Origin of the sequence: Kitasatospora phosalacinea (assembly GCF_030268885.1) — a bacterium.
GTDB classification, from domain to species: Bacteria; Actinomycetota; Actinomycetes; order Streptomycetales; family Streptomycetaceae; genus Kitasatospora; species Kitasatospora phosalacinea_C.
This window is the reverse complement of sequence record NZ_BSSA01000013.1, coordinates 67,532-86,071: the sequence shown is the minus strand read 5'-3', so window position 1 is coordinate 86,071 and position 18,540 is coordinate 67,532. Positions and strand designations below refer to the sequence as shown.

Below are 18,540 nucleotides of genomic sequence, written 5' to 3'. Positions count from 1 at the left end.
CGCCCGCCCCGGGCCGGACCGCTGCCCGCACCCCCCGGAGGTCAGCCCCGCACCGCCCCGGACGTCAGCCCCGCTCCGCCCGCACCGCCCTGGTCCGCGCCACCCGGTCGTGCCAGCCGCGCCGGGCCGGACGGTCCAGCAGCGCGGCGAGCGGACCGAGCAGGACGACGGTGCCCAGCCCGCGCACCAGCCAGCGCAGCAGGGAGCGGCCGAAGCCCGGCGCGCCCGTCCCGCCCGCGGCGACCACCCTGACCCGGGCCAGCCGCTTGCCGAAGGTCTGGCCGGTCCGGGCGATCGGCAGCACCTGGTAGAGCAGCCCGAACACCAGCAGCACCCCGAGCAGCACGCCCACCCGACCCAGCACCGTCCCGTCCAGCAGCCACACCTGGCGCTGACGGCCCGTCATGCTGGCGACCAGTGCGGCCTGGTCGATCTTCGACTGGACGTGCGCCCGCACCGTCCCGGCCAGCGGCACCGCGACGGCCGCGCCGACCACCGCCGTGACCGCGCCGTCCACCAGCCACGCGAGCGCCCGCGCCCCCACTCCCGCGGGTACCGGCGCCGGGGCCCCGGTACGCCGCTTCTTGGCGCTGGCGGCGGCAGTGGCGGTGGTCGCGGTCGCGGTCGCGGTGGCGGTGGTCGCGGCAGCAGCGGCAGCCGGAGCAGCGCCCTCAGCGGCGCCGGGCCCCCCGTCCCGGCGCGGCGGACGGACCCGCTCGCTGGTGACGTGCGCCGCCCGCGGCTCCCGCCCGGGCCGCTCGGCCTCGACCGTCGCCGGGGCCTGCTCCGGTACGGGGGCGCCCCCGGCACCGGCACCGGGCTCCGGGTCGACGCCCCAGGACACCCAGCGCGGCGCCCCGCCCGTCTCCATCAGCCCGCGCTGCGCCCGCGGGTCGGCCCGCCACCCCGAGGCGGAGTCGGCCGACCGCGGCTGCGGCAGCGCGTCCGACCGCGGCTCGGCCGACGGCCGCCCGGGTTCCGCCGACTCCACCGGCTCCACCGACTCCACCGGCGGCTCCGACTCCGCCGGCCCCGCCGACGGCACCGGTTCGAACAGCGCCCCCGGCGAGGCCACCAACCCCACCGAACCGTCGCCGCCGCCGATCCCCTCCCCGGCGGCGGCTCCGTGCCAGGGCGTCCCCCCGAGCGGCTGCGCGGCCCGCGGCGGCATCGCCGCGCCGAGGCCGGACTCCGGCTCGACGGTGACCGCGGGCCCGGCCAGTTCCAGCGGCCGGGCGGCGGCCTCCACCTCCCGCACCTCCCGGGCCGACCGCGCGCCCCGCCCGCTCCTGGCGCCGTCCCGGCCGTCGTCCCGGGCGTCCCGCCCCTTCCGCGGCGCGACGACAGCGCCGACCGGCACGCCCGCTCCCCCGCTGCCCAGGTGCAGCGCGGCCGCGGTGGCCCAGGACTCGGCCGCGACCGGTTGCAGCCCGTTACCGGCGACCGCCCAGGGGGCCACCTCGACGGGGCGCAGCGACTCCACCTCGCTGCGGGGCCGGACCTCCAGCGCTCCCGGCCCGGAGTCCGCCGCCCCACCGGCCGCCGCGTCGGCCGTCACCCCGTCCCCTCCCGCCCCGTCCCCTCCCGCCCCGGGACCGCCCGCCCCGGGGTGGACGGGCATGGTGAAGAGCGCCTGCGCCCCGGTCTCGTCCAGGTAGATCGGCCCGGTCTCGACCACCGACCCCGCGGACACCCCCGCCGCCGCCCCCGCTCCCGCCCCGGGCCCGGCCGCCGCCGGGTTCGCGGGGGCCGGGTTCGCGGGGGCCGGGCCGGGCGGGAGGCCGTACGGGGGCGCGGTGAGGTAGCGGGCGACGAAGCGCGGCGGGTCGAGCGGTTCGCCGGGGGCGGGGGCGGGGCGGCTGGTGCCGGGGACCCAGGCATGGCCGGCCCAGTAGCGGACGAAGCCGGGCACCGAGGGGTCGGGGTAGTAGCCGGGGGCTCCGGCGTCCCCGGCCAGGGTCGCGCCGGGCATCGAGCCTGCGGTGGAGGGCCGGTCCGTCATGGCGTCGCGTCTTCCTTCGTACCGGCACCGCGGCGTGCGGGTGTGCGGACGTGCATGGGGGAGCCGCGGGCGGAGAGTCGCCGGGCAGTCACAAAGGGTAGTACCTCGAACGACCTCGTCCCCCGGGTTCACCGGAACTCGTGTAACGAGCGGGGACACGTGGTACGGCAGGTGCGCCCGGGACGGCCGGGGCCGTTCCGGGGGCGGTGGCGGAGCAGCGGTCGGGCGGCTCCGGTTGTTCCGGTGTTCCCGCCCGGAACAACCGGGACGGGGCGGAAAAGGTTCTGCCGGGCGCGGCCGGAAAAAAGTTCCGCGGGAACTCGCGCAACCCGTGTAAGAGTCCGGGGCGACCGCGCTCTCGACCGGTGCGGGGCCGAATCGCGGCCCGCGTGGCGGAGAGGGTGAGGGCGATGGCCGGACAGTCGACCGGAGTGGTGGAGCAGGAGCTGGAGCTGGAGCTGGTGCTGTCGCCGGAGCGCAGCGTCCCGGTGGCGGCCCGGCTGTCGTACGGGAGCCACGACCCGTTCGCGGTGTACGTGACCTTCCACCTGGACAGCGGGACGCCGGTGACCTGGGTGTTCGCCCGCGAGCTGCTGGTGGAGGGGACGTTCCGGCCGTGCGGTCAGGGCGACGTGCGGATCTGGCCGACCCGGTCGGGGCGGCGCAGCGTGCTGTGCATGGCGCTGAGCTCGCCCGCGGGGGACGCGCTGCTGGAGGCGCCGCTGCCGACGGTGGCGGCCTGGCTGGAGCGGGCGCACCGGCTGGTGCCGCCGGGGGCGGAGCTGGAGGCGATGGACCTGGACGGTTCGCTGGCGGAGCTGCTGGCGTGAGGGGGCGCGTACGGCCCTCCCGAGCGCGGGTGCGGGCGCAGTCCGGCCCGACCCGCCCGCCCGGCCGTCCGCCGGAACGCCCGCCTTCGGGGCGGCCGGGCCGACCGGAGGGAACGGGGCGGCCGGAAGGAGCGGGCCGACCGGAGGGAACGGGCGAGCAGGAGGGAACGGGCCGAGCGCGGCACCCGGTTCAGCGGGCCGCGGGGGCCTTCTGGCTGCCGGAGCGGCCGAGCCCGTCCGAGTCGGCGCGCGGGGCGGGGACGCGGACCAGCGGGGCGCCGGCCGCGAGCCGCCGGGAGCGGACCCGGAGCGCGGCGACCGCGAGGAAGCACAGGCCCATCAGCGGGTAGACGCCCGCCGGGAACTGCTTGAGGACCGACAGGTGGAGGTCCAGGTCGCCCTTGTGCGGGACGGCCCACATCGCGAAGGAGAGGAAGCCGGCCAGCGTCAGGCCGAAGATGGCCCGCCAGCGCAGGCGCCGGACGGCGGCGGGGCGGGAGCGCTCGTGCGCGGCCTCGGCGGCGAGCAGGACGAGCACGGGTACGCACCACACCCAGTGGTGGGTCCAGCTGATCGGGGAGACCAGCACGGCGGTGACCAGGGCGGTGCACACGCTCCAGGCGTCGGCGCGCGGCGACCAGCGGGTGCTGCGGTGCGTCCAGACGGCGACGGAGAGTCCGGCGACGGCGACCAGGGCGCCGAGCACGGTGGCGACCGTGCCGGGGTTCTCGACCTGCAGGTACCGGGCGACCAGGCCGCGCAGCGACTGGTTGTCGACGATGACGGTGCTGCCGACCCGGCTGGAGTCGAACATGTACTTCGTCCAGAAGCCGCGGGTGGCGTCCGGGAGGACCAGCGCGCCGATCAGGAAGGTGCCGAGGAAGGTGGCGCCGGCCACGAACGCGGCGCGGATCCGGCCGGTGATCAGCAGGTAGACGGCGAACAGGCCGGGGGTGAGCTTGATCCCGGCGGCGATGCCGATCGCGACGCCCTTGCTGCGGGCGGCGTCGGGGCGGGTGAGGTCCCAGAGGATCAGGCAGGCCAGCGCGAGGTTGATCTGGCCGTAGCGCAGGGTGGTGAAGACCGGCTCCAGCCAGACGCCCAGTCCGGTGACCAGCAGGACGCCGATCGGACGCAGGTCGCGGCGCGGCCAGCCGACCAGCTTGAAGGAGAGGTGGGCGAGGGTGGCGAGCAGCAGCAGGTTCCCGGCGGTGACGGCGAGGCGCAGGAACGGGACGCCGAACCAGGTGGTCGGCACGAACAGCATCGCGGCGAACGGCGGGTAGGTCGCGGGCAGGTTCCACTGGGTGACCCGCAGCGCGTACAGGTCGTGGCCGTCGGCGACGGCGGCGCCCTCGGCCCGGTAGACCATCATGTCGACCATCGAGGTGTGGACGAAGTGCCGCACCACCGCGTAGACGAGCAGGGAGAGCAGCGAGAGCGCGGCGGCGGCCAGCAGCGGGCGCCGGGGGGCAGCGCGCAGGGCCGCGGCGACGGCCCCGGCCTGTCGGACGGGGGCGGTGAGGACGCGCTGCCAGGCCGGGGCGGGTGAGCGGGCGGGGTCGCCCGGGTGCGTGCCCCGTTCCGTTTGCACCGTGGTCACTGTGTTGCTCCGTCCGCCGTCGACCTCCGCTGGGCCAGCAGCCGACACTACCCGAACGGTCGGCGGGCGCCACCGGTCGCGGTCGCCCCGGGCTCCCCTCCTGGGGCTGCCGTCCGGCCGCCGGGGAGAGCGGCCGGACGGACGGGCCCGGCCCGGGGCGACCGCGGGTTCGCGCGGCCGGCGGGAACGGCGCAGGCCGCGGCCGGTCGGTCGGCGGTGCCGTTCCCGGCGAGCACCGGCAGGCCGTGGGCACCGGGCGGGCCGCGCGGTGGTGTTGGTCACGCGCGGCGGCCGCACCGTCCGGTCGGAGCCGGCCCGGCCCCGTCGGCGCACCGGTTCCGGGGTCCCGTACCCCGGTGTCGGCTGACGCTATCCGGGCCGGCGGGCCCGTTCGCCCGCGCCCGGGCGGGATGAGGCAGCGTTGAGCACGGCCTAGGACGCATTTAAGGGAGAGGAGCGACACCGAGCTGTCGCCCCCGCGGTAACAGCTCCTGCGTCGACACCGGTCGTCCTCGGTCCCCGGCCCCTGCCCCCGGCCCTCAGTCCTTGCGGATCAGTCGGCCGGTGCGGCGGCGCTGTTGCCGCGGCAGTTCCACTTCGGTGCGGGTGTTGATCCGCACCGAGATCTCGGCGCCGCCGAGGACGGCGGAGCGACCGAGGGTGACGTCGCCGCCGGTGCCCTGGGCGAGCTTGCGGACGATGTCCAGGCCGAGGCCGGTGGAACCCTCGCCGCCGTGTCCGGCGCCGCGGCGGATGGCCGGGGCCGGGTCGGCGAAGCCCGGTCCGCCGTCGCCGACCAGGACGGTCACCGCGTCCTCGCCGATCAGCAGGTCGACGGCGAAGGGGGTGCCGACGGCGGTGTGCCGGAAGACGTTGCCGAGCAGCGCGTCGACGGCGGCGGCCAGGTCGCCGCGCTGCACCGGGACGGGCGCGGGCGCCTCGTCCCCGGCCAGCTGCCAGGGGCGCCCCTCGTCCTCGGCGAGCGCGGACCAGAAGCCGACCCGCTCCCGGACCACCTCGACGGCGTCGCAGCCCAGGGCCACCGCCGGGGCGTCCTCGGGCTGGCGGCGGGCGGAGCGGATGATCTGGTCGACCTCGCGCTCCAGTTGGGCGACGGCGTGCCGGGTGGCGTCGGCGGCGTCGCCCTCGCCGAGCGCCGCGGCGTTGAGCCGGAGCACGGTGAGCGGGGTGCGCAGCCGGTGCGACAGGTCGGCGGCGAGCTCGCGCTCGGCGGCGAGCAGGTGGACGACCCGGTCGGCCATGGCGTTGAACGCGTAGGCGGCCTCCCGGAGCTCCTCGGGCGCGCCCGCCGCCTCGCGCCCCTCGACCGGGACCCGGACGGAGAGGTTGCCGGAGCCGAGCGAGCGGGCGGCGGTGGCGAGGCGGCGGGCGGAGCGGATGATCCGGGTGCCCATCCGGTCGGCGACCGCGACGGACACCGCGACCAGGGCGAGCGCGACGCCGGAGAGCACCAGCCAGGCGGTGCCGACGCCGCGCGACAGGTCGGAGTTGGGGACGAACACCTCGACCATGGCGATGCCGCCGCCGTCCACGGCGACCGGCTGCAGCAGCGCGTACCCGCCGTCGACCCGGACGGTCCCGGCCCGGACGGTGCGGGTCCAGCCCTGGTTGGCGTTGCCGGGCAGCTGGTCGTTGTCGGTGTGGGCGGTGCCGACCGTGACGCCGCCGGGCAGGTGGACGGCCAGCCGCTCGCGGGCCCCGGCGTCGGTGGAGGCCATCGCCCGGGAGACGGCGTCCTGGTCGGTGGTGATGGCGAGGGCCGGTCCGAGCGCGGAGGCCTGCCGTTCGGCGGCGGTGAAGGCCCGGTCGCGGGCGGTCTGCTGGACCATCAGGCCGAGCGGGATGAGGAAGGCCAGCGCGACCATGACGGTGCCGGCGATGGCCGCCTTGACCATCGCCCAGCGCAGCGAGCGGAGGATGCGCTTCACGTCGTGCACCCCGCCGGTCCGGAGGGTGCCTCCAGCCGGACGCCGACGCCGCGCACGGTGTGCAGGTAGCGCGGGCTGGAGGCGGTCTCGCCGAGCTTGCGGCGCAGCCAGGAGAGGTGGACGTCGATGGTCTGGTCGCCGCCGTAGGTCTGCCGCCACACCTCGGCCAGGATCTCCTTGCGCGGGACGACCACGCCCGGGCGGGCGGCGAGGAAGGCCAGCAGGTCGAACTCGCGGCGGGTGAGGTCCAGCCGCTGTCCGTCGAGCAGGGCCTCGCGGCGCTGCGGGTCGATGGCGAGGCCGCCGACCCGGAGGATCTGGGGGGCGGTCAGGGCGCCGCCGCCCAGCCTGCGCAGGACGGCGGCCATCCGGGCCGTGAGGTGCTCTCCGGAGAAAGGTTTCACCAGGTAGTCGTCGGCGCCGTCGTTCAGCAGCCGGACGATCTCCGCCTCGTCGTCCCGGGCGGTCGAGATGATCACCGGGACGTTGGTCAGTCCGCGGATCATCTTGAGCGCCTCGCTGCCGTCCAGGTCCGGCAGGCCCAGGTCGAGGACCACCAGGTCGCACCCGACCTGGGCGACTTCGCGCAGGGCCTCCAGGGCGGTGCCGACGGAGCGCACGGCGTGGCCGGTGTCGGCCAGATGGCGGATCAGGGCGGAACGCACAAAGGGGTCGTCCTCGACCACAAGCACTGTTGCCATGGGGCTGCACGGTACGGCATGGCGGCCGAGTGGTCTGTACCTCGGGGGGTTCGGCGCCCCCGGGAACGGGCAGGGACTTGAGCTTCCCTGAAGGCTCGGCCCCCTTTTTCCACAAGGTTCCTGCGGATGACCCGGCCCACTGACCCGCCCGTGACCTTCGTACGGCAGGATGGGCCCGCGATGCGGAGCGGACTGGTTCAACTGGGCGCCTGGACGGCAGCCACCGGAGCAGCGGTGGCGTTGTCCTGGCTCGGCGTGCACGCGGTGCTCGTCGATACGGTGTTCGAGCAGCCGGTGGCGGTTCAGCTGCCCTCGGTGGCTTCCACGAAGCCGGCGGAGACGACTCCGCCCGCGGCTTCCCCCCAGGATCCGCCGCCGTCCGCGGCGGCCCCGCCACCGTCGCCGACGCCGGACCCGTCCCCGACGCCGGGGGCGACCACGACCTCGCGGCCGACCTCGGCGGCCCGCAAGAGCACCGCTCCGCCCAGCACGGTGCACAGCTACCCGGTGCTGGGCGGCCGGGTGGCGCTGGACCAGCGGCCCACCGAGGCCCGGCTGGTGTCGGCGGTGCCGGAGCCGGGCTGGTCGATGCAGGTCTGGCACGGCGAGCAGTGGCTGCGGGTCGACTTCTCCAAGGACGACCGGGTCTCCTCGGTCTCGGTGAGCTGGAACGGCACCGAGCCCGTGGTGCAGACGTACGTCATCGGCAACTGACCCCCGGGGCGGGCGTCCGGCCGCCGCTCCGGGCTGACGCGCGGACCGGGGCGGCCGCACAATGTCGGTCGACGCCCGACCTGCCCGCGCCCCCTGGAGCCGCCCCGTGCCCCCGCAGCCCGACGCCATCGACGCGCTGGACGGAAAGCTGATCCGGCTGCTCGCCGAGGAGCCGCGGATCGGCGTGCTGGAGTGCTCGCGCCGCCTGCAGGTGGCGCGCGGCACGGTGCAGGCCCGGCTGGACCGGCTGCAGGCGCGCGGGGTGATCGGCGGGTTCGGCCCGCAGGTGGACCCGGCGGCGCTGGGCTACCCGGTGACGGCGTTCGCCACGCTGGAGATCTCGCAGGGGCAGGGCGCGGACGTCCGGGCGCACCTGGCGGCGGTGCCGGAGGTGCTGGAGCTGCACACCATCACCGGCCACGGGGACATGCTGGTGCGGATCGTGGCCCGTTCGAACGCGGACCTGCAGCGGGTGATCGACCGGGTGGTGGGGTTCGACGGGATCGTCCGGGCGTCCACCGCGATCGCGCTGGAGAACCCGGTGCCGTACCGGGTGCTGCCGCTGGTGGAGCAGGCGGCGGGCGGCGGCGGGGCCGCCTGACCCCCCGTCACCTCGTCCGTTCCAGGGCGCGCCTCCCCTTGCCCGCGGTTTTTTGGCATATGCCTTTTGCTCGTGCACGCAAAGATCGCAGCCATGAGCATATGGACCGCACTCCCTGAGTGCCCACCAGCCGCCCCGTCGTCAGCACCACGGCCCGGCCGGGCCGTTCGACCACGGGGGGCCGCGCGATGAGCCGGGTCACCGAGCCGCAGACCACCCTGATCGCCTCGGCGCAACGGGCCCTGCGGCTGCTGGAGGCCGCCGCCCGGTACCCCTCGGGCGCCACCGCCAAGCAGCTCGCCCGGGACACCGGGCTGGCCCTCGGCACCACCTACCACCTGCTGCGCACCCTGGTGCACGACCGCTACCTGGAGCGCCGCGAGGGCCTGTACTGCACCGGTCCCGCGGTCTCCGGCCTGAGCCGGGCGGAGAGCCCGGCGGCCGGCCGGTCCCGGCTCGACGGGCTGCTCGGCCGGATCGCCCACCAGCTGTCCGCGGCCGTGCACTTCGCCCGCTACAAGGACGGCGAGGTCGACCTGCTCGCCGCGGCGGCCGCCCCCGGCGCCCCCACCGTCGACCCGCGGCACTTCCGGGCCGGGGCGCACGCCCACGCGGCCGGCAAGACGCTGCTGGCCCTGATGTCCGCCGAGGAGCGGCGGAGCCACCTGTCCCGCTACCCGATGGTCCCCTTCACCCCGTACACCCTGCGCGAACCCGCCCACCTGCCGCTGCTGCCCCGGCACGGGCCGCAGCGGGCCGTGCCGATCACCCAGTACCAGGAGTACGCACTGGGCACGGCCGGGGCGGCGGTGCCGATCGTGCTGGGCAGCGGGCTCGCCGCGGTCGCGGTGTCGCTGCCGATGTCCCAGGCCCACCGGTTACCGGAGATCGCCGCCCAGCTGCGCACCCGGGTCGGTGACGACCTGGTGACGGCCGCGTTCGGACTGTAGGACCGGACGCACTCTCCCGGGGGAGGACCACGTACGAGGGCCGGGCGCACGGGGGTGCCACGCCCGGTCCCATCAGCAGCCGCCCGAGCGGCCACCGGCCGTCAGCAGTGCGGGACGGCGCCGCCGCCGTTCAGCGCCTGGAGCGCGGCGACCGAGTCGGCGAGGGTGTCCACCGGGATCAGCTGCAGGCCGTCGGGGGTGTTGACCCTGCCCTGCGCGCACTCGCTGCGCGGCAGCAGGAACACCGTGGCGCCCGCCTCGCGCGCCGCCTGGGTCTTCAGCGGGATGCCGCCGACCTGGCCGACCTGCCCGTCCGCGTCGATCGTGCCGGTGCCCGCCACGTTCCGCCCGCCGGTCAGCTCGCCGCCCCTGCCGTCCCCGGCGATCTTGTCGATGATGCCCAGCGCGAGCATCTGGCCGCCGCTGGGGCCGCCGATGTCACCGAGGTCGACCTGCACCTTGACCTGGTCCGGCGAGAGGTGCAGGTAGTTCAGTGCGGCCAGGGTCGCGCTGTCCTGGGACTGCGTCATCTGCTGCAGCGTCACCTGGTTGGCCTTGTCCGGGTCGCTCTGCGGGAAGACCTCCTCGGTCGGCACCACCGCGCGCTTCGGGTCGCCCCAGGCCGCCAGCGCGTCCCACAGGCTGTTGCGCTGCTCCGGCGGCGTCGCGTTGACGGTGACCACCCGCAGCTGTCCGCCGGTCTGCCGCACCGGCGTTCCGGTGATCGTCAGCACCTGGGCGCCGTTGTACGCGCCCAGGGTGTCGGCGGTGGCGCCGGGCGACTCCAGGGTGTAGGGCAGCGGCACGAACGCGGCCACCGCGAACAGCGCGAGCACCGGCAGCGCGCACAGTCCGAGGGCGCGGGTGCGCGGGGAGGTCAGGACCGGGGACGGGTTCTGGGAAGCCACCCCCGCATCCAAACACACCGCGGCACCCGCCACGGACGGCCGCGCGGACCGCCCGGTGCGGCCGGGCTCAGCGCAGCGCGTCGGCGACCTCGGTGGCCGCCTCGATCACCCGCGGGCCGACCCGCTCCGGGACGAGGCCGTTGAGCATCACCACGCCCACGCTGCCCTCGATGCCGCTGAGGCCGATCAGCGCGGCGGCCGCGCCGCTGGCCCCCGACTGCTCCTCGGCGCGGGTGATCACGCAGCCCTGCTCGGGGCGGCGCTGGCCGGGGAAGCTGCGGGCCTCCAGGATGGCCCGGCCGGCCGCGCTCTCGGAGAGCGGGTGGCGCAGGCCGGTGCGGTAGGCGACGTGGAAGTCCGTCCAGGTCGGTTCGACCACGGCGACGGCGAGCGCCTCGTTGCCGTCGACCAGGGTGAGGTGGGCGGTGGCGCCCAGGTCCTCGGCGAGCGAGCGCAGCGCGGGCAGCGCGGCCTCGCGCAGCAGCGGGTGGACCCGGTGGGCGAGCCGGAGCACGCCGAGGCCGACCCGGGCGCGGCCACCGATGTCCCGGCGGACCAGGCCGTGCTGTTCCAGGGTGGCCAGCAGGCGGTAGACCACCGTGCGGTTGACGGCCAGCCGAGCGGCCAGCTCGGTCACCGTGAGCCCGCGCTCGGAGTCAGCGAGCAGTTTCAGTACCCGGACACCTCTGTCCAGCGTCTGGGAAGTCTCAGCAGTCACGGGGCGCCAGGTCCTTTCCGCGGCAAGTCCGACCCTACGACACAACTGCCGCGGGCCGCACCGGAATTGGTCGCGCGCAGGAAGGGTGTCCGGCGCGGGAGTCCGGCCTAGGCGACGTCGACAGGGCGCAGGCTCCGCGGCACTCGTCCGGGCCGGCGGGTGGGGCCCGGATGAGTGTGGGGAGACGCTAATGAACGGAGGACGCCCCGTGGAAGTGGTTGTCCAAAATTCGGTCAGTATCGATGGGAAGTCGTGATGAAAAATCGGATAAGGCGCACATAACTCGCGCCGCGGGCGCCCGAGTGTCCGATATCTGGGCGCGGCCCCGTCCGGCCGGGCCGCGCCGCCGTCCCGTCAGCCCTGGTTGGCCCACTCGCGGATCCGGGCGATCCGCGCCTTCAGCTGGTTGGCGGTGGCCTGCGCGGTGAGCGGGCCGCCGCACTGACGGCGCAGCTCGTTGTGGATGCTGCCGTGCGGCTGGTCGGTGCGGTGGTGCCAGGCGGCGACCAGCGCGTTCAGCTCCTTGCGCAGTTCGCGCAGCTCCTGGTGGGTGACCACCGGGCGCTCCCCGGCGGGGAGTTCCAGCAGGTCGGCCTCCTCGGCGGGCTTGGCCTTGGAGCGCTGGATCTGCCGGTGCTGACGTTTCTGCAGCAGCATCTGCACCTGGTCGGGTTCGAGCAGGCCCGGGATGCCGAGGTAGTCCTCCTCCTCCTCGCTGCCGGGGTGCGCCTGCATGCCGAACTCCATGGCGTTGTACAGCACCCGGTCGAAGACCGCGTCGCTGCCCAGCGCCTCGTAGGAGAACTCCTCGGTGCCGGTGTCCGCCCCGTCGTTGGCCCTCTCCGCCTCGGCGAGCAGCCGGTCCTCCTCGTCGAAGAGGCCCTCGCCCTCCTTCTTCGGCCGGTCCAGCACGTGGTCGCGCTGCAGCTCCATCTCGTTGGCGAAGCCGAGCAGCATCGGGATGGTCGGCAGGAACACCGAGGCGGTCTCGCCGCGCTTGCGGGCGCGCACGAAGCGGCCGACGGCCTGGGCGAAGAACAGCGGGGTGGAGATCGAGGTGGCGTACACGCCCACGCACAGCCGGGGCACGTCGACGCCCTCGGAGACCATCCGGACGGCCACCATCCAGCGCGAGGTGCCCTCGGCGTAGTCGGAGATCCGCTGGGAGGCCTCGGCCTCGTCGGAGAGCACCAGGGTGACCTTCTCGCCGGTGATCTCGCGCAGCAGCTTGGCGTACGCGCGGGCCACCGTCTGGTCGGTGGCGATCACCAGGCCGCCCGCGTCCGGGATGCCCTTGCGGACCTCGGTCAGCCGCCGGTCGGCGGCCTGCAGCACGGCCGGGATCCACTCGCCCTGCGGGGAGAGCGCGGTGCGCCAGGCCTGGGCGATCAGGTCCTTGGTCATCGGCTCGCCGAGCCGGGCCTCCAGCTCGTCGCCGGCCTTGGTGCGCCAGCGCATGTTGCCGGAGTAGCTGAGGAAGATCACCGGGCGGACCACGTGGTCGGCCAGCGCGTGCCCGTAGCCGTAGGTGTAGTCGGCGACCGACTTGCGGATGCCGTCGCTCCCGGCCTCGTACTGGACGAACGGGATCGGGTTGGTGTCGGAGCGGAACGGGGTGCCGGTGAGGGCGAGTCGGCGGGTGGCCGGTTCGAAGGCCTCGAAACAGGCCTCGCCCCAGGACTTGGAGTCGCCGGCGTGGTGGATCTCGTCCATGATCACCAGCGTCTTGCGGGCCTCGGTCCGGTTGCGGTGCAGCATCGGGTTGACCCCGACGCCCGCGTAGGTGATCACGATGCCCTGGTAGTCCTTGGACAGCGGGCCCGAGGAGTACGCCGGGTCGAGCCGGATCCCTATCCGGGCGGCGGCCTCGGCCCACTGCTTCTTCAGGTGCTCGGTGGGCGCGACCACGGTGACCTGCTGCACCAGGTGGTTGTGCAGCAGGTAGGACGCCAGGGTCAGGGCGAAGGTGGTCTTCCCGGCGCCCGGGGTGGCGACCGCCAGGAAGTCCCGGGGCTGCTTCTCGATGTACAGGTCCAGCGCTCCCTGCTGCCAGGCCCGGAGGCTGGCGGCGGTGCCCCAGGGGGCGCGGCCCGGGAAGGCCGGGGAGAGGTGCGCGGCGGCGGAGGTGCCGCTCGGGCGGGGGTGGGTGCCGTCTGCGTGCGAGAACAGCGGGGCCATCGAGGAGGAGGCGGCGGTAGTCACGGTCTCCGAACGGGGTCGTCGCAGGTCAGGGCCTGTGCGAGGCCCCTCCCCCGCGGTCGGCGGGCGGTCGTGGAACCCGCCCAGCCTAGCTCCTCCCGGAGGGCGGACGGCCGCCGCGGCACGCCCCTGTGGCGTCCGTCCCAGCCAATTCGTACGACTGTCACCACACCTTCACGCGGCACGGGCGGCCGTTCAGGGTGATCGCCGCCGGGGCCGGCTGCGGGTGCGTCCAACTGCCGGAGAAACCGGTGACGGTGGAGCCGCCGGGCGGCAGGACGGCGTTCCAGCCGCCGTCGTGGATCGCGGCCTCGCCCGCCCCCTCCCGTCCCTCGCCGGTGCCCGGCCAGGCCGCCAGCAGGTGCTCGCCCGCGGGCAGCGGCCAGCGCAGCGTCCAGCCGTTCACCGGGCGGTCGGAGGTGTTGCGCAGCGCGATCCGGGCGGTGAACCGGTCGTCCTTCTCGCGGGTGCCCCGGTAGCGCACCTCGCAGCCCGCCTCGGCCGGGTCGGCGCGGCCCGGTTCGCCGAACGGGGCCGGCGCCAGGGCGCCCAGCAGGGCCGCCGCGCTGCCCGCCAGGACGGCCAGCCGCCGGTTGACCCGGCGCAGCAGCGCGAGGCGGCCCCGGCAGTCGGCGCAGTCGGCCAGGTGCCGCTGGACCCGGCGCCCGGCCCGGCCGCGGGCCTGTCCGGCGAGCGCCGCCCAGTGCCCGGCGCAGCCGGGGTCGCGCGGGGCACCGGGGTAGGCCCGCAGGTAGGCCAGCCGCAGGCCCTCGCGGGCCCGGTGCAGCAGCACGGCGGCGGCGCCGCGGCCCACGCCGAGCCGGTCGCCGACCTCGCCCGGCGGCAGGCCCTCCACCTCGGAGAGCCACAGCGCCTGCGCCCAGCGCGCGGGCAGCTGGGCGAGCAGCCCGCGCATCCGGTCGGTCTCGGCCACCCGGGGCGCCGGGTCGGCGGCCTCCTCCCCCGCGGCCCGGCCGGGCAGTTCCCCGGCGGCCCTCTCGCGCACGGGCGCGGCCGCCAGGTGCCGGACGGTGGCGGCCAGGTAGGCCCGCGGGTCCTCGATCCGGTGCCCGTCGGCGAGCCGCCGCCACACCCGCAGGTGCGCCTCGGCGACCAGGTCCTCGGCCCGCCAGCGGTCGCCGCCGGTCAGGCTCCCGGCGTACCGCAGCAGGCCGGGGTGGTGGCGCTGGTACAGCTCGGTGTACGCGGCGAGCGGGGTCCGCCCGGCCGTCCGCACTCGTTCCTCGATGGTCTCGGCCCTCCCCTGGGTCGCCGCGCGGGCGATGGGGTGGGGGGCCCGCACGGCTTTCGCGATCCTGCCCGGGCGCCCCCGCCGCTGCCCATGGAATGCCCATGCCACCGGCCCGGAATGACCGGATTGGTCCGTCCGGGTGTGACGCGGATCACTGGGGACGGACTCGAAACCGGTGTAATCGCACCTGCCCCTCCTGACTCTTCATCATCAGGAGGCGACACCGGTCGCATCCGCACCGTCCGTACCGCCCGCACCTCCCGGAGGAACCACCGTGTTCTCAGCGCCCGCGCCGGTCGAGCAGACCACGCACGCCCGGCTGATCGTCAGCACCCACCGCTCCGCACTGCTGCGGGTCACCCTGCGGTACCGCGCCGACGACCCGCTGGCGGTCCGGATGGTCTTCCCCGCCGAGTACGCGCTGGAGGCCGCCGATCCGACCGCCGACCCGCTGGAGGCCGCCGCGGACCTCCCGGCCGAGCCGGCCCCGGTGGACGGGGTGGAGTGGGTGTTCGCCCGGCAACTGCTCGCCACCGGGCTGGACCTGCCCAGCGGCGAGGGGGACGTGCACGTCCGCCCCGCGCTCGGCCAGCGCACCGTGGTCGAGCTGCGCTCCCCCGACGGCGTCGCCCTGCTCCAGTTCGACCGCACCGAGCTGCGCCGCTTCCTGTGGCACAGCTACCTGGTGGTGCCCGAGGGGCAGGAGCTGCGCCACCTGGACTGCGACCGGGCGCTGGCCGAGCTGCTGTCCTGAACGGCCGCCGTCCCGGCCGGGTGCCCTCACGCCCCGCCAGGACGGCGGCCGCTCAGGCCTTCTGGGTGCGCACCAGGTGCGCGTACACCACCACGTTCCCGTCGTAGCCGCCCTCCCGGCTGAAGCTGCCGCCGCAGGTGATCAGCCGCAGCTGGGCGTCCGGCGTGGCCGCGTACACCTTGCGGTCCGGGAAGTCGCTCTTCGGGTAGACCTCCACGCCGTCGACCTGGAACCAGGCGCCGGAGCCGTCCGTCCGGGCGACCTCCAGCTGGTCGCCCTTGCGCAGCGCGCCCAGCCGGTAGAACACCGCCGGGCCGTGCGCGTTGTCGACGTGCCCGGCCAGCACCGCCGCCCCGCTGGAGCCGGGCGCGGCCCCGTCCCGGTACCAGCCGGCCAGGTTGCGGTCCTCCTCCGGGGGCGGCTGCAGCCGCCCCTCGCCGTCCAGCCCGAGCCGGGCCACCGGCGCGTCCACCCCGAGGACCGGGATCCGGACCCGCACCGGCGGCGAGGGCGGCAGCGCGGGGACGGCCGGGCCGACCGGGGTGCCGTCGTACGCCTGCGCGGCGACCGGCGCGGGCGGCAGGGTGCCGGCCAGCCCGCCGTGCAGCAGCCAGGCCCCGGTGACCACCGCCCCGGCGGCCGCCACCGCCCCCGTCCACGTCCGCTCGCCCACCGCGCCCTCCGCCCGCCGACACCACGACCCGCCCAGTTCACCCGCCGCCCGGGGCCGCAGCACCCCGTGCGTTCTGTCCGGGTGACGCGCCGGGTGACGCGCCGAGCGACGCGCCGGGGGGCGGGCCGTCCGCAGCGCGGCCGCCGCGGCGCAGCCGGGGCCGGGCCAGGAAGCCCTCCGCCAGCGCGGTGGCCAGCCCGATCGCGGGCAGCTCGGACGCCCTCTCGTACAGCACGTAGCGCGGCTCCCACCCCGGCCGGTAGCGGGCGTTCGCCCGGTACCGCGCCTCCAGCCGCCACCAGCGGGACAGGGACCGCAGCACCCCGCGCCACAGCCGCAGCACCGGCCCGGCGCCCAGCCGCGGCTCGAAGGCGGCGCGGAACATCGCGAAGTTCAGCGAGACCCGCACCGCCCCGAACTCGGCGGCCCGGCCGAGCACCGCGGCCACGGCGTACTCGACCAGCCCGTTGTCGGACTCCCGGTCCCGGCGCACCAGGTCGAGCGACAGGCCGTCCGCGCCCCACGGGACGAAGGACAGCAGGGCGGCCGTCCGCCCGGCCCCGTCGCGGCACTCGGCGAGCAGGCAGTCGCCGTCCGCCGGGTCGCCGAGCCGGCCCAGCGCCATCGAGAAGCCGCGCTCGGTGCGGCCGTGCCGCCAGGCGTCGGCCAGCCGGACCAGATCGGCGAACTCCCCGGGCGGGACGTCGCGGTGGCGGCGCAGCAGCACCGTGTAGCCCGCCCGCTCCACCCGGCGGCAGGTCTGCCGCAGGCCGCGCGACTCCCGGCCCTCCAGGGTGAAGCCCGCCGCGTCGACCACCGCCTCGTCGCCCAGGTGCAGCGCACGCAGCCCGGCCGTCCGGGCGTACGCCGTGCCGCCGCGCTCCCCGGCGCCGGTGACGGCGGGGACCCAGGCGTGCGCGCGGGCCAGCCGGTGCCACTCCTCGATCGCCTGCGGCCAGGCCTCCGGGTCGCCGACCGGGTCGCCGGAGGCCAGCGCCACGCCGTTGACCACCCGGTAGGCGACGGCGGCCTTGCGGCTGGGCGAGAAGCACACCGACTTGTCGCGGCGCAGCGCGAAGTAGCCCAGCGAGTCGCGGCCGCCGTGCCGCGCCAGCAGGGCGCGCAGCGCCCGTTCGTCCTCGGGGCCCTGCCGGTCGGTGCCGCGCGGGGAGCGCAGCAGGATCCGCAGGACGAGCAGCAGCAGGGCGGTGCCGAGCAGGTTGAGGCCGAGGTCGAGCCAGCCCGGCACGTCCACGCCGTCGACCTCGACCGTGCCGGAGACGGTGACCAGCCGCAGCACCGCGTACCGGGCGGCCTCGCCCCAGCCGGGCGCCCCGCCGGTGTGCCGGACGGCGAGGGCCCCGGCGCCGGTCAGCAGCGCCCCGCCGAGCAGCAGCACGGCCGCGGCCAGCGGCAGGTTGCCGCGCCCGCCGCGGACCCGGAACACCGGGCGGGCGGCCAGCAGGGCCAGCAGCAGCGCCAGGGTCAGGGCGGCCGAGACCCAGTTGAACGGGTGCGCGCGGTACTCGGGGAAGGCCAGCGCCAGGGCGTAGCCGACGGCGTGCAGCCCGGTGAGCGCCAGCGCGGCGATCCAGGCGGCCCGCTTGCGGCGGCGCAGCATGACGGCGAGCAACCCGGTCAGCAGCGCGGTGGTGAAGCCGGAGGTGACCAGCACCGGGGTGAAGTACTCGCCCCGGTCGGCGCGTTCGACCTGGGCCCGGAACGGGGCGACCACCGCGCCGAGCAGGTTCAGCAGGGTGGCGATCCGCAGGTACCACTGCGCGAGCGCCGCGCAGCGCAGCCGCCAGGGCGCGGGCGGCCGCTCGGGCGACGGCTCGGGCAGCGGCTCGGGCAGCGGCTCGACGGGCGCGGCGGGGACGGCGGGAGCGGGCTCGGGCTCGGGGTCGGCGTCGGGGGTGCCGGCCACCAGGTCGTACGCGGCGGTCTTGGCCGCGACCAGGCGGCGGTGGAACCGCTCCTCGCGGCGCTCGGCGCGGGCCAGCCGGCGGGGGCGGGCGCGGTAGCGCCAGCGGGCCCACGGGCTGGCCGGGCGGGCCAGGCGGACGGCGCCGACCAGGGCGAGCGGCCAGAGCATGATGCCCAGCAGCCCCGTCCAGGTCTTGCCCTTGAGCAGGCTGACCACGACCAGCGCCAGCAGCACGGCCGCCCCGGCCAGGGTCGGCCCGTCCGGGTTCCGGACGAAGCCGCCGAGCGGGAGCTCGCCGATCAGCAGCAGCCCGATCACGGCGACGGCGAACACCACGGCGTCCACCGAGGCGCGGCCCTGGGTGGACCAGTAGACGTCCTCGAGGTGCAGGACCAGCGCGAACTCGTCCAGCACCAGGCCCGCGCCGACGCCGAACCCGAAGCCCAGCAGGTTCCACCAGGCGCCGCCGTCCCCGCGCAGCGCGAACCCGGCCACCCCGCACAGCAGCAGCAGGGCCTGGCCGAACACCACGTGGTGGATGTGCAGCCCGCCCGGGGTCACGTTGCCGGGCCACCAGCGGACCCGGGCGCGGATCATCCGGGTGCTGAGCCGGATGAACAGGAACGCCAGCACCAGGCCGAGCAGCAGCAGGAACAGCGGCTCCCGCCCGGTGTCGACGATCCGGTCCCGGTAGGCGTCGATCAGCGGCTGCCACATCGGCGGGTGCGACCTCCATGTCGGCGGGGCGGGCGTGCCGTG

Annotated in this window: 16 protein-coding genes; 5 read left to right on the top strand and 11 right to left on the bottom strand. The window is 76.3% G+C overall.

Annotation, left to right across the window (positions count from 1 at the left end):
* Nucleotides 1-64: 64 nt before the first annotated feature.
* Nucleotides 65-2,002, bottom strand: coding sequence for an RDD family protein (locus QSK52_RS19865; protein ID WP_285737437.1), 1,938 nt, complete (start codon nt 2,000-2,002; stop codon nt 65-67).
* 410 nt (nt 2,003-2,412) lie between these two features.
* On the opposite strand from QSK52_RS19865, the gene QSK52_RS19860 reads away from it, so the two are divergent.
* On the top strand, nt 2,413-2,832 hold the full coding sequence (locus QSK52_RS19860; protein ID WP_285737436.1) for an SsgA family sporulation/cell division regulator: 420 nt from the start codon (nt 2,413-2,415) through the stop codon (nt 2,830-2,832).
* Nucleotides 2,833-3,022: 190 nt separating this feature from the next.
* Here the strand turns inward: QSK52_RS19860 and QSK52_RS19855 are convergent, their stop codons facing one another.
* The 4 genes from QSK52_RS19855 to QSK52_RS19840 all read right to left on the bottom strand — a co-directional run bounded on the left by QSK52_RS19855 (nt 3,023) and on the right by QSK52_RS19840 (nt 7,561).
* The gene (locus QSK52_RS19855) at nt 3,023-4,435 is read right to left on the bottom strand and encodes a glycosyltransferase 87 family protein (protein ID WP_285737435.1); all 1,413 of its coding nucleotides are present in this window, start codon (nt 4,433-4,435) and stop codon (nt 3,023-3,025) included.
* 539 nt (nt 4,436-4,974) lie between these two features.
* Nucleotides 4,975-6,363, bottom strand: coding sequence for a sensor histidine kinase (locus QSK52_RS19850; RefSeq protein WP_285737554.1), 1,389 nt, complete (start codon nt 6,361-6,363; stop codon nt 4,975-4,977).
* A 17-nt stretch (nt 6,364-6,380) separates the two neighbouring features.
* A complete protein-coding gene (locus QSK52_RS19845; RefSeq protein WP_176188180.1) occupies nt 6,381-7,085 on the bottom strand; it encodes a response regulator transcription factor in 705 nt (234 codons plus the stop codon).
* A 302-nt stretch (nt 7,086-7,387) separates the two neighbouring features.
* A complete protein-coding gene (locus QSK52_RS19840) occupies nt 7,388-7,561 on the bottom strand; it encodes a hypothetical protein (protein WP_285737434.1) in 174 nt (57 codons plus the stop codon).
* A gap of 16 nt (nt 7,562-7,577) precedes the next feature.
* On the opposite strand from QSK52_RS19840, the gene QSK52_RS19835 reads away from it, so the two are divergent.
* The 3 genes from QSK52_RS19835 to QSK52_RS19825 all read left to right on the top strand — a co-directional run bounded on the left by QSK52_RS19835 (nt 7,578) and on the right by QSK52_RS19825 (nt 9,350).
* Nucleotides 7,578-7,799, top strand: a complete 222-nt coding sequence (locus QSK52_RS19835; RefSeq protein ID WP_285737433.1) for a hypothetical protein — start codon at nt 7,578-7,580, stop codon at nt 7,797-7,799.
* A 106-nt stretch (nt 7,800-7,905) separates the two neighbouring features.
* Complete coding sequence (locus tag QSK52_RS19830) at nt 7,906-8,400, top strand: Lrp/AsnC family transcriptional regulator (protein WP_285737432.1); 495 nt, start codon at nt 7,906-7,908, stop codon at nt 8,398-8,400.
* Between the two features lie 188 nt (nt 8,401-8,588).
* Entirely contained in the window at nt 8,589-9,350 is a 762-nt protein-coding gene (locus QSK52_RS19825; RefSeq protein WP_285737431.1) for a helix-turn-helix domain-containing protein, read from the top strand.
* Nucleotides 9,351-9,451: 101 nt separating this feature from the next.
* On the opposite strand, the gene QSK52_RS19820 is transcribed toward QSK52_RS19825, so the two are convergent.
* From QSK52_RS19820 to QSK52_RS19805, 4 genes are all read right to left on the bottom strand, one after another.
* Nucleotides 9,452-10,258: a hypothetical protein gene (locus QSK52_RS19820; RefSeq protein WP_285737430.1), complete on the bottom strand. Its 807-nt coding sequence runs from the start codon at nt 10,256-10,258 to the stop codon at nt 9,452-9,454.
* 67 nt (nt 10,259-10,325) lie between these two features.
* A complete protein-coding gene (locus QSK52_RS19815; protein WP_014135981.1) occupies nt 10,326-10,976 on the bottom strand; it encodes an IclR family transcriptional regulator in 651 nt (216 codons plus the stop codon).
* 354 nt (nt 10,977-11,330) lie between these two features.
* A complete protein-coding gene (locus QSK52_RS19810; RefSeq protein WP_285737553.1) occupies nt 11,331-13,154 on the bottom strand; it encodes a DEAD/DEAH box helicase in 1,824 nt (607 codons plus the stop codon).
* 184 nt (nt 13,155-13,338) lie between these two features.
* Complete coding sequence (locus QSK52_RS19805) at nt 13,339-14,478, bottom strand: sigma-70 family RNA polymerase sigma factor (protein WP_285737429.1); 1,140 nt, start codon at nt 14,476-14,478, stop codon at nt 13,339-13,341.
* A 223-nt stretch (nt 14,479-14,701) separates the two neighbouring features.
* Between QSK52_RS19805 and QSK52_RS19800 the strand changes: the two genes are divergently transcribed.
* The gene (locus QSK52_RS19800; protein WP_285737428.1) at nt 14,702-15,181 is read left to right on the top strand and encodes an SsgA family sporulation/cell division regulator; all 480 of its coding nucleotides are present in this window, start codon (nt 14,702-14,704) and stop codon (nt 15,179-15,181) included.
* 52 nt (nt 15,182-15,233) lie between these two features.
* Here the strand turns inward: QSK52_RS19800 and QSK52_RS19795 are convergent, their stop codons facing one another.
* Nucleotides 15,234-15,854: a class F sortase gene (locus QSK52_RS19795; RefSeq protein WP_285737427.1), complete on the bottom strand. Its 621-nt coding sequence runs from the start codon at nt 15,852-15,854 to the stop codon at nt 15,234-15,236.
* 37 nt (nt 15,855-15,891) lie between these two features.
* Entirely contained in the window at nt 15,892-18,498 is a 2,607-nt protein-coding gene (locus QSK52_RS19790; RefSeq protein WP_285737426.1) for a phosphatidylglycerol lysyltransferase domain-containing protein, read from the bottom strand.
* Nucleotides 18,499-18,540 lie beyond the last annotated feature (42 nt).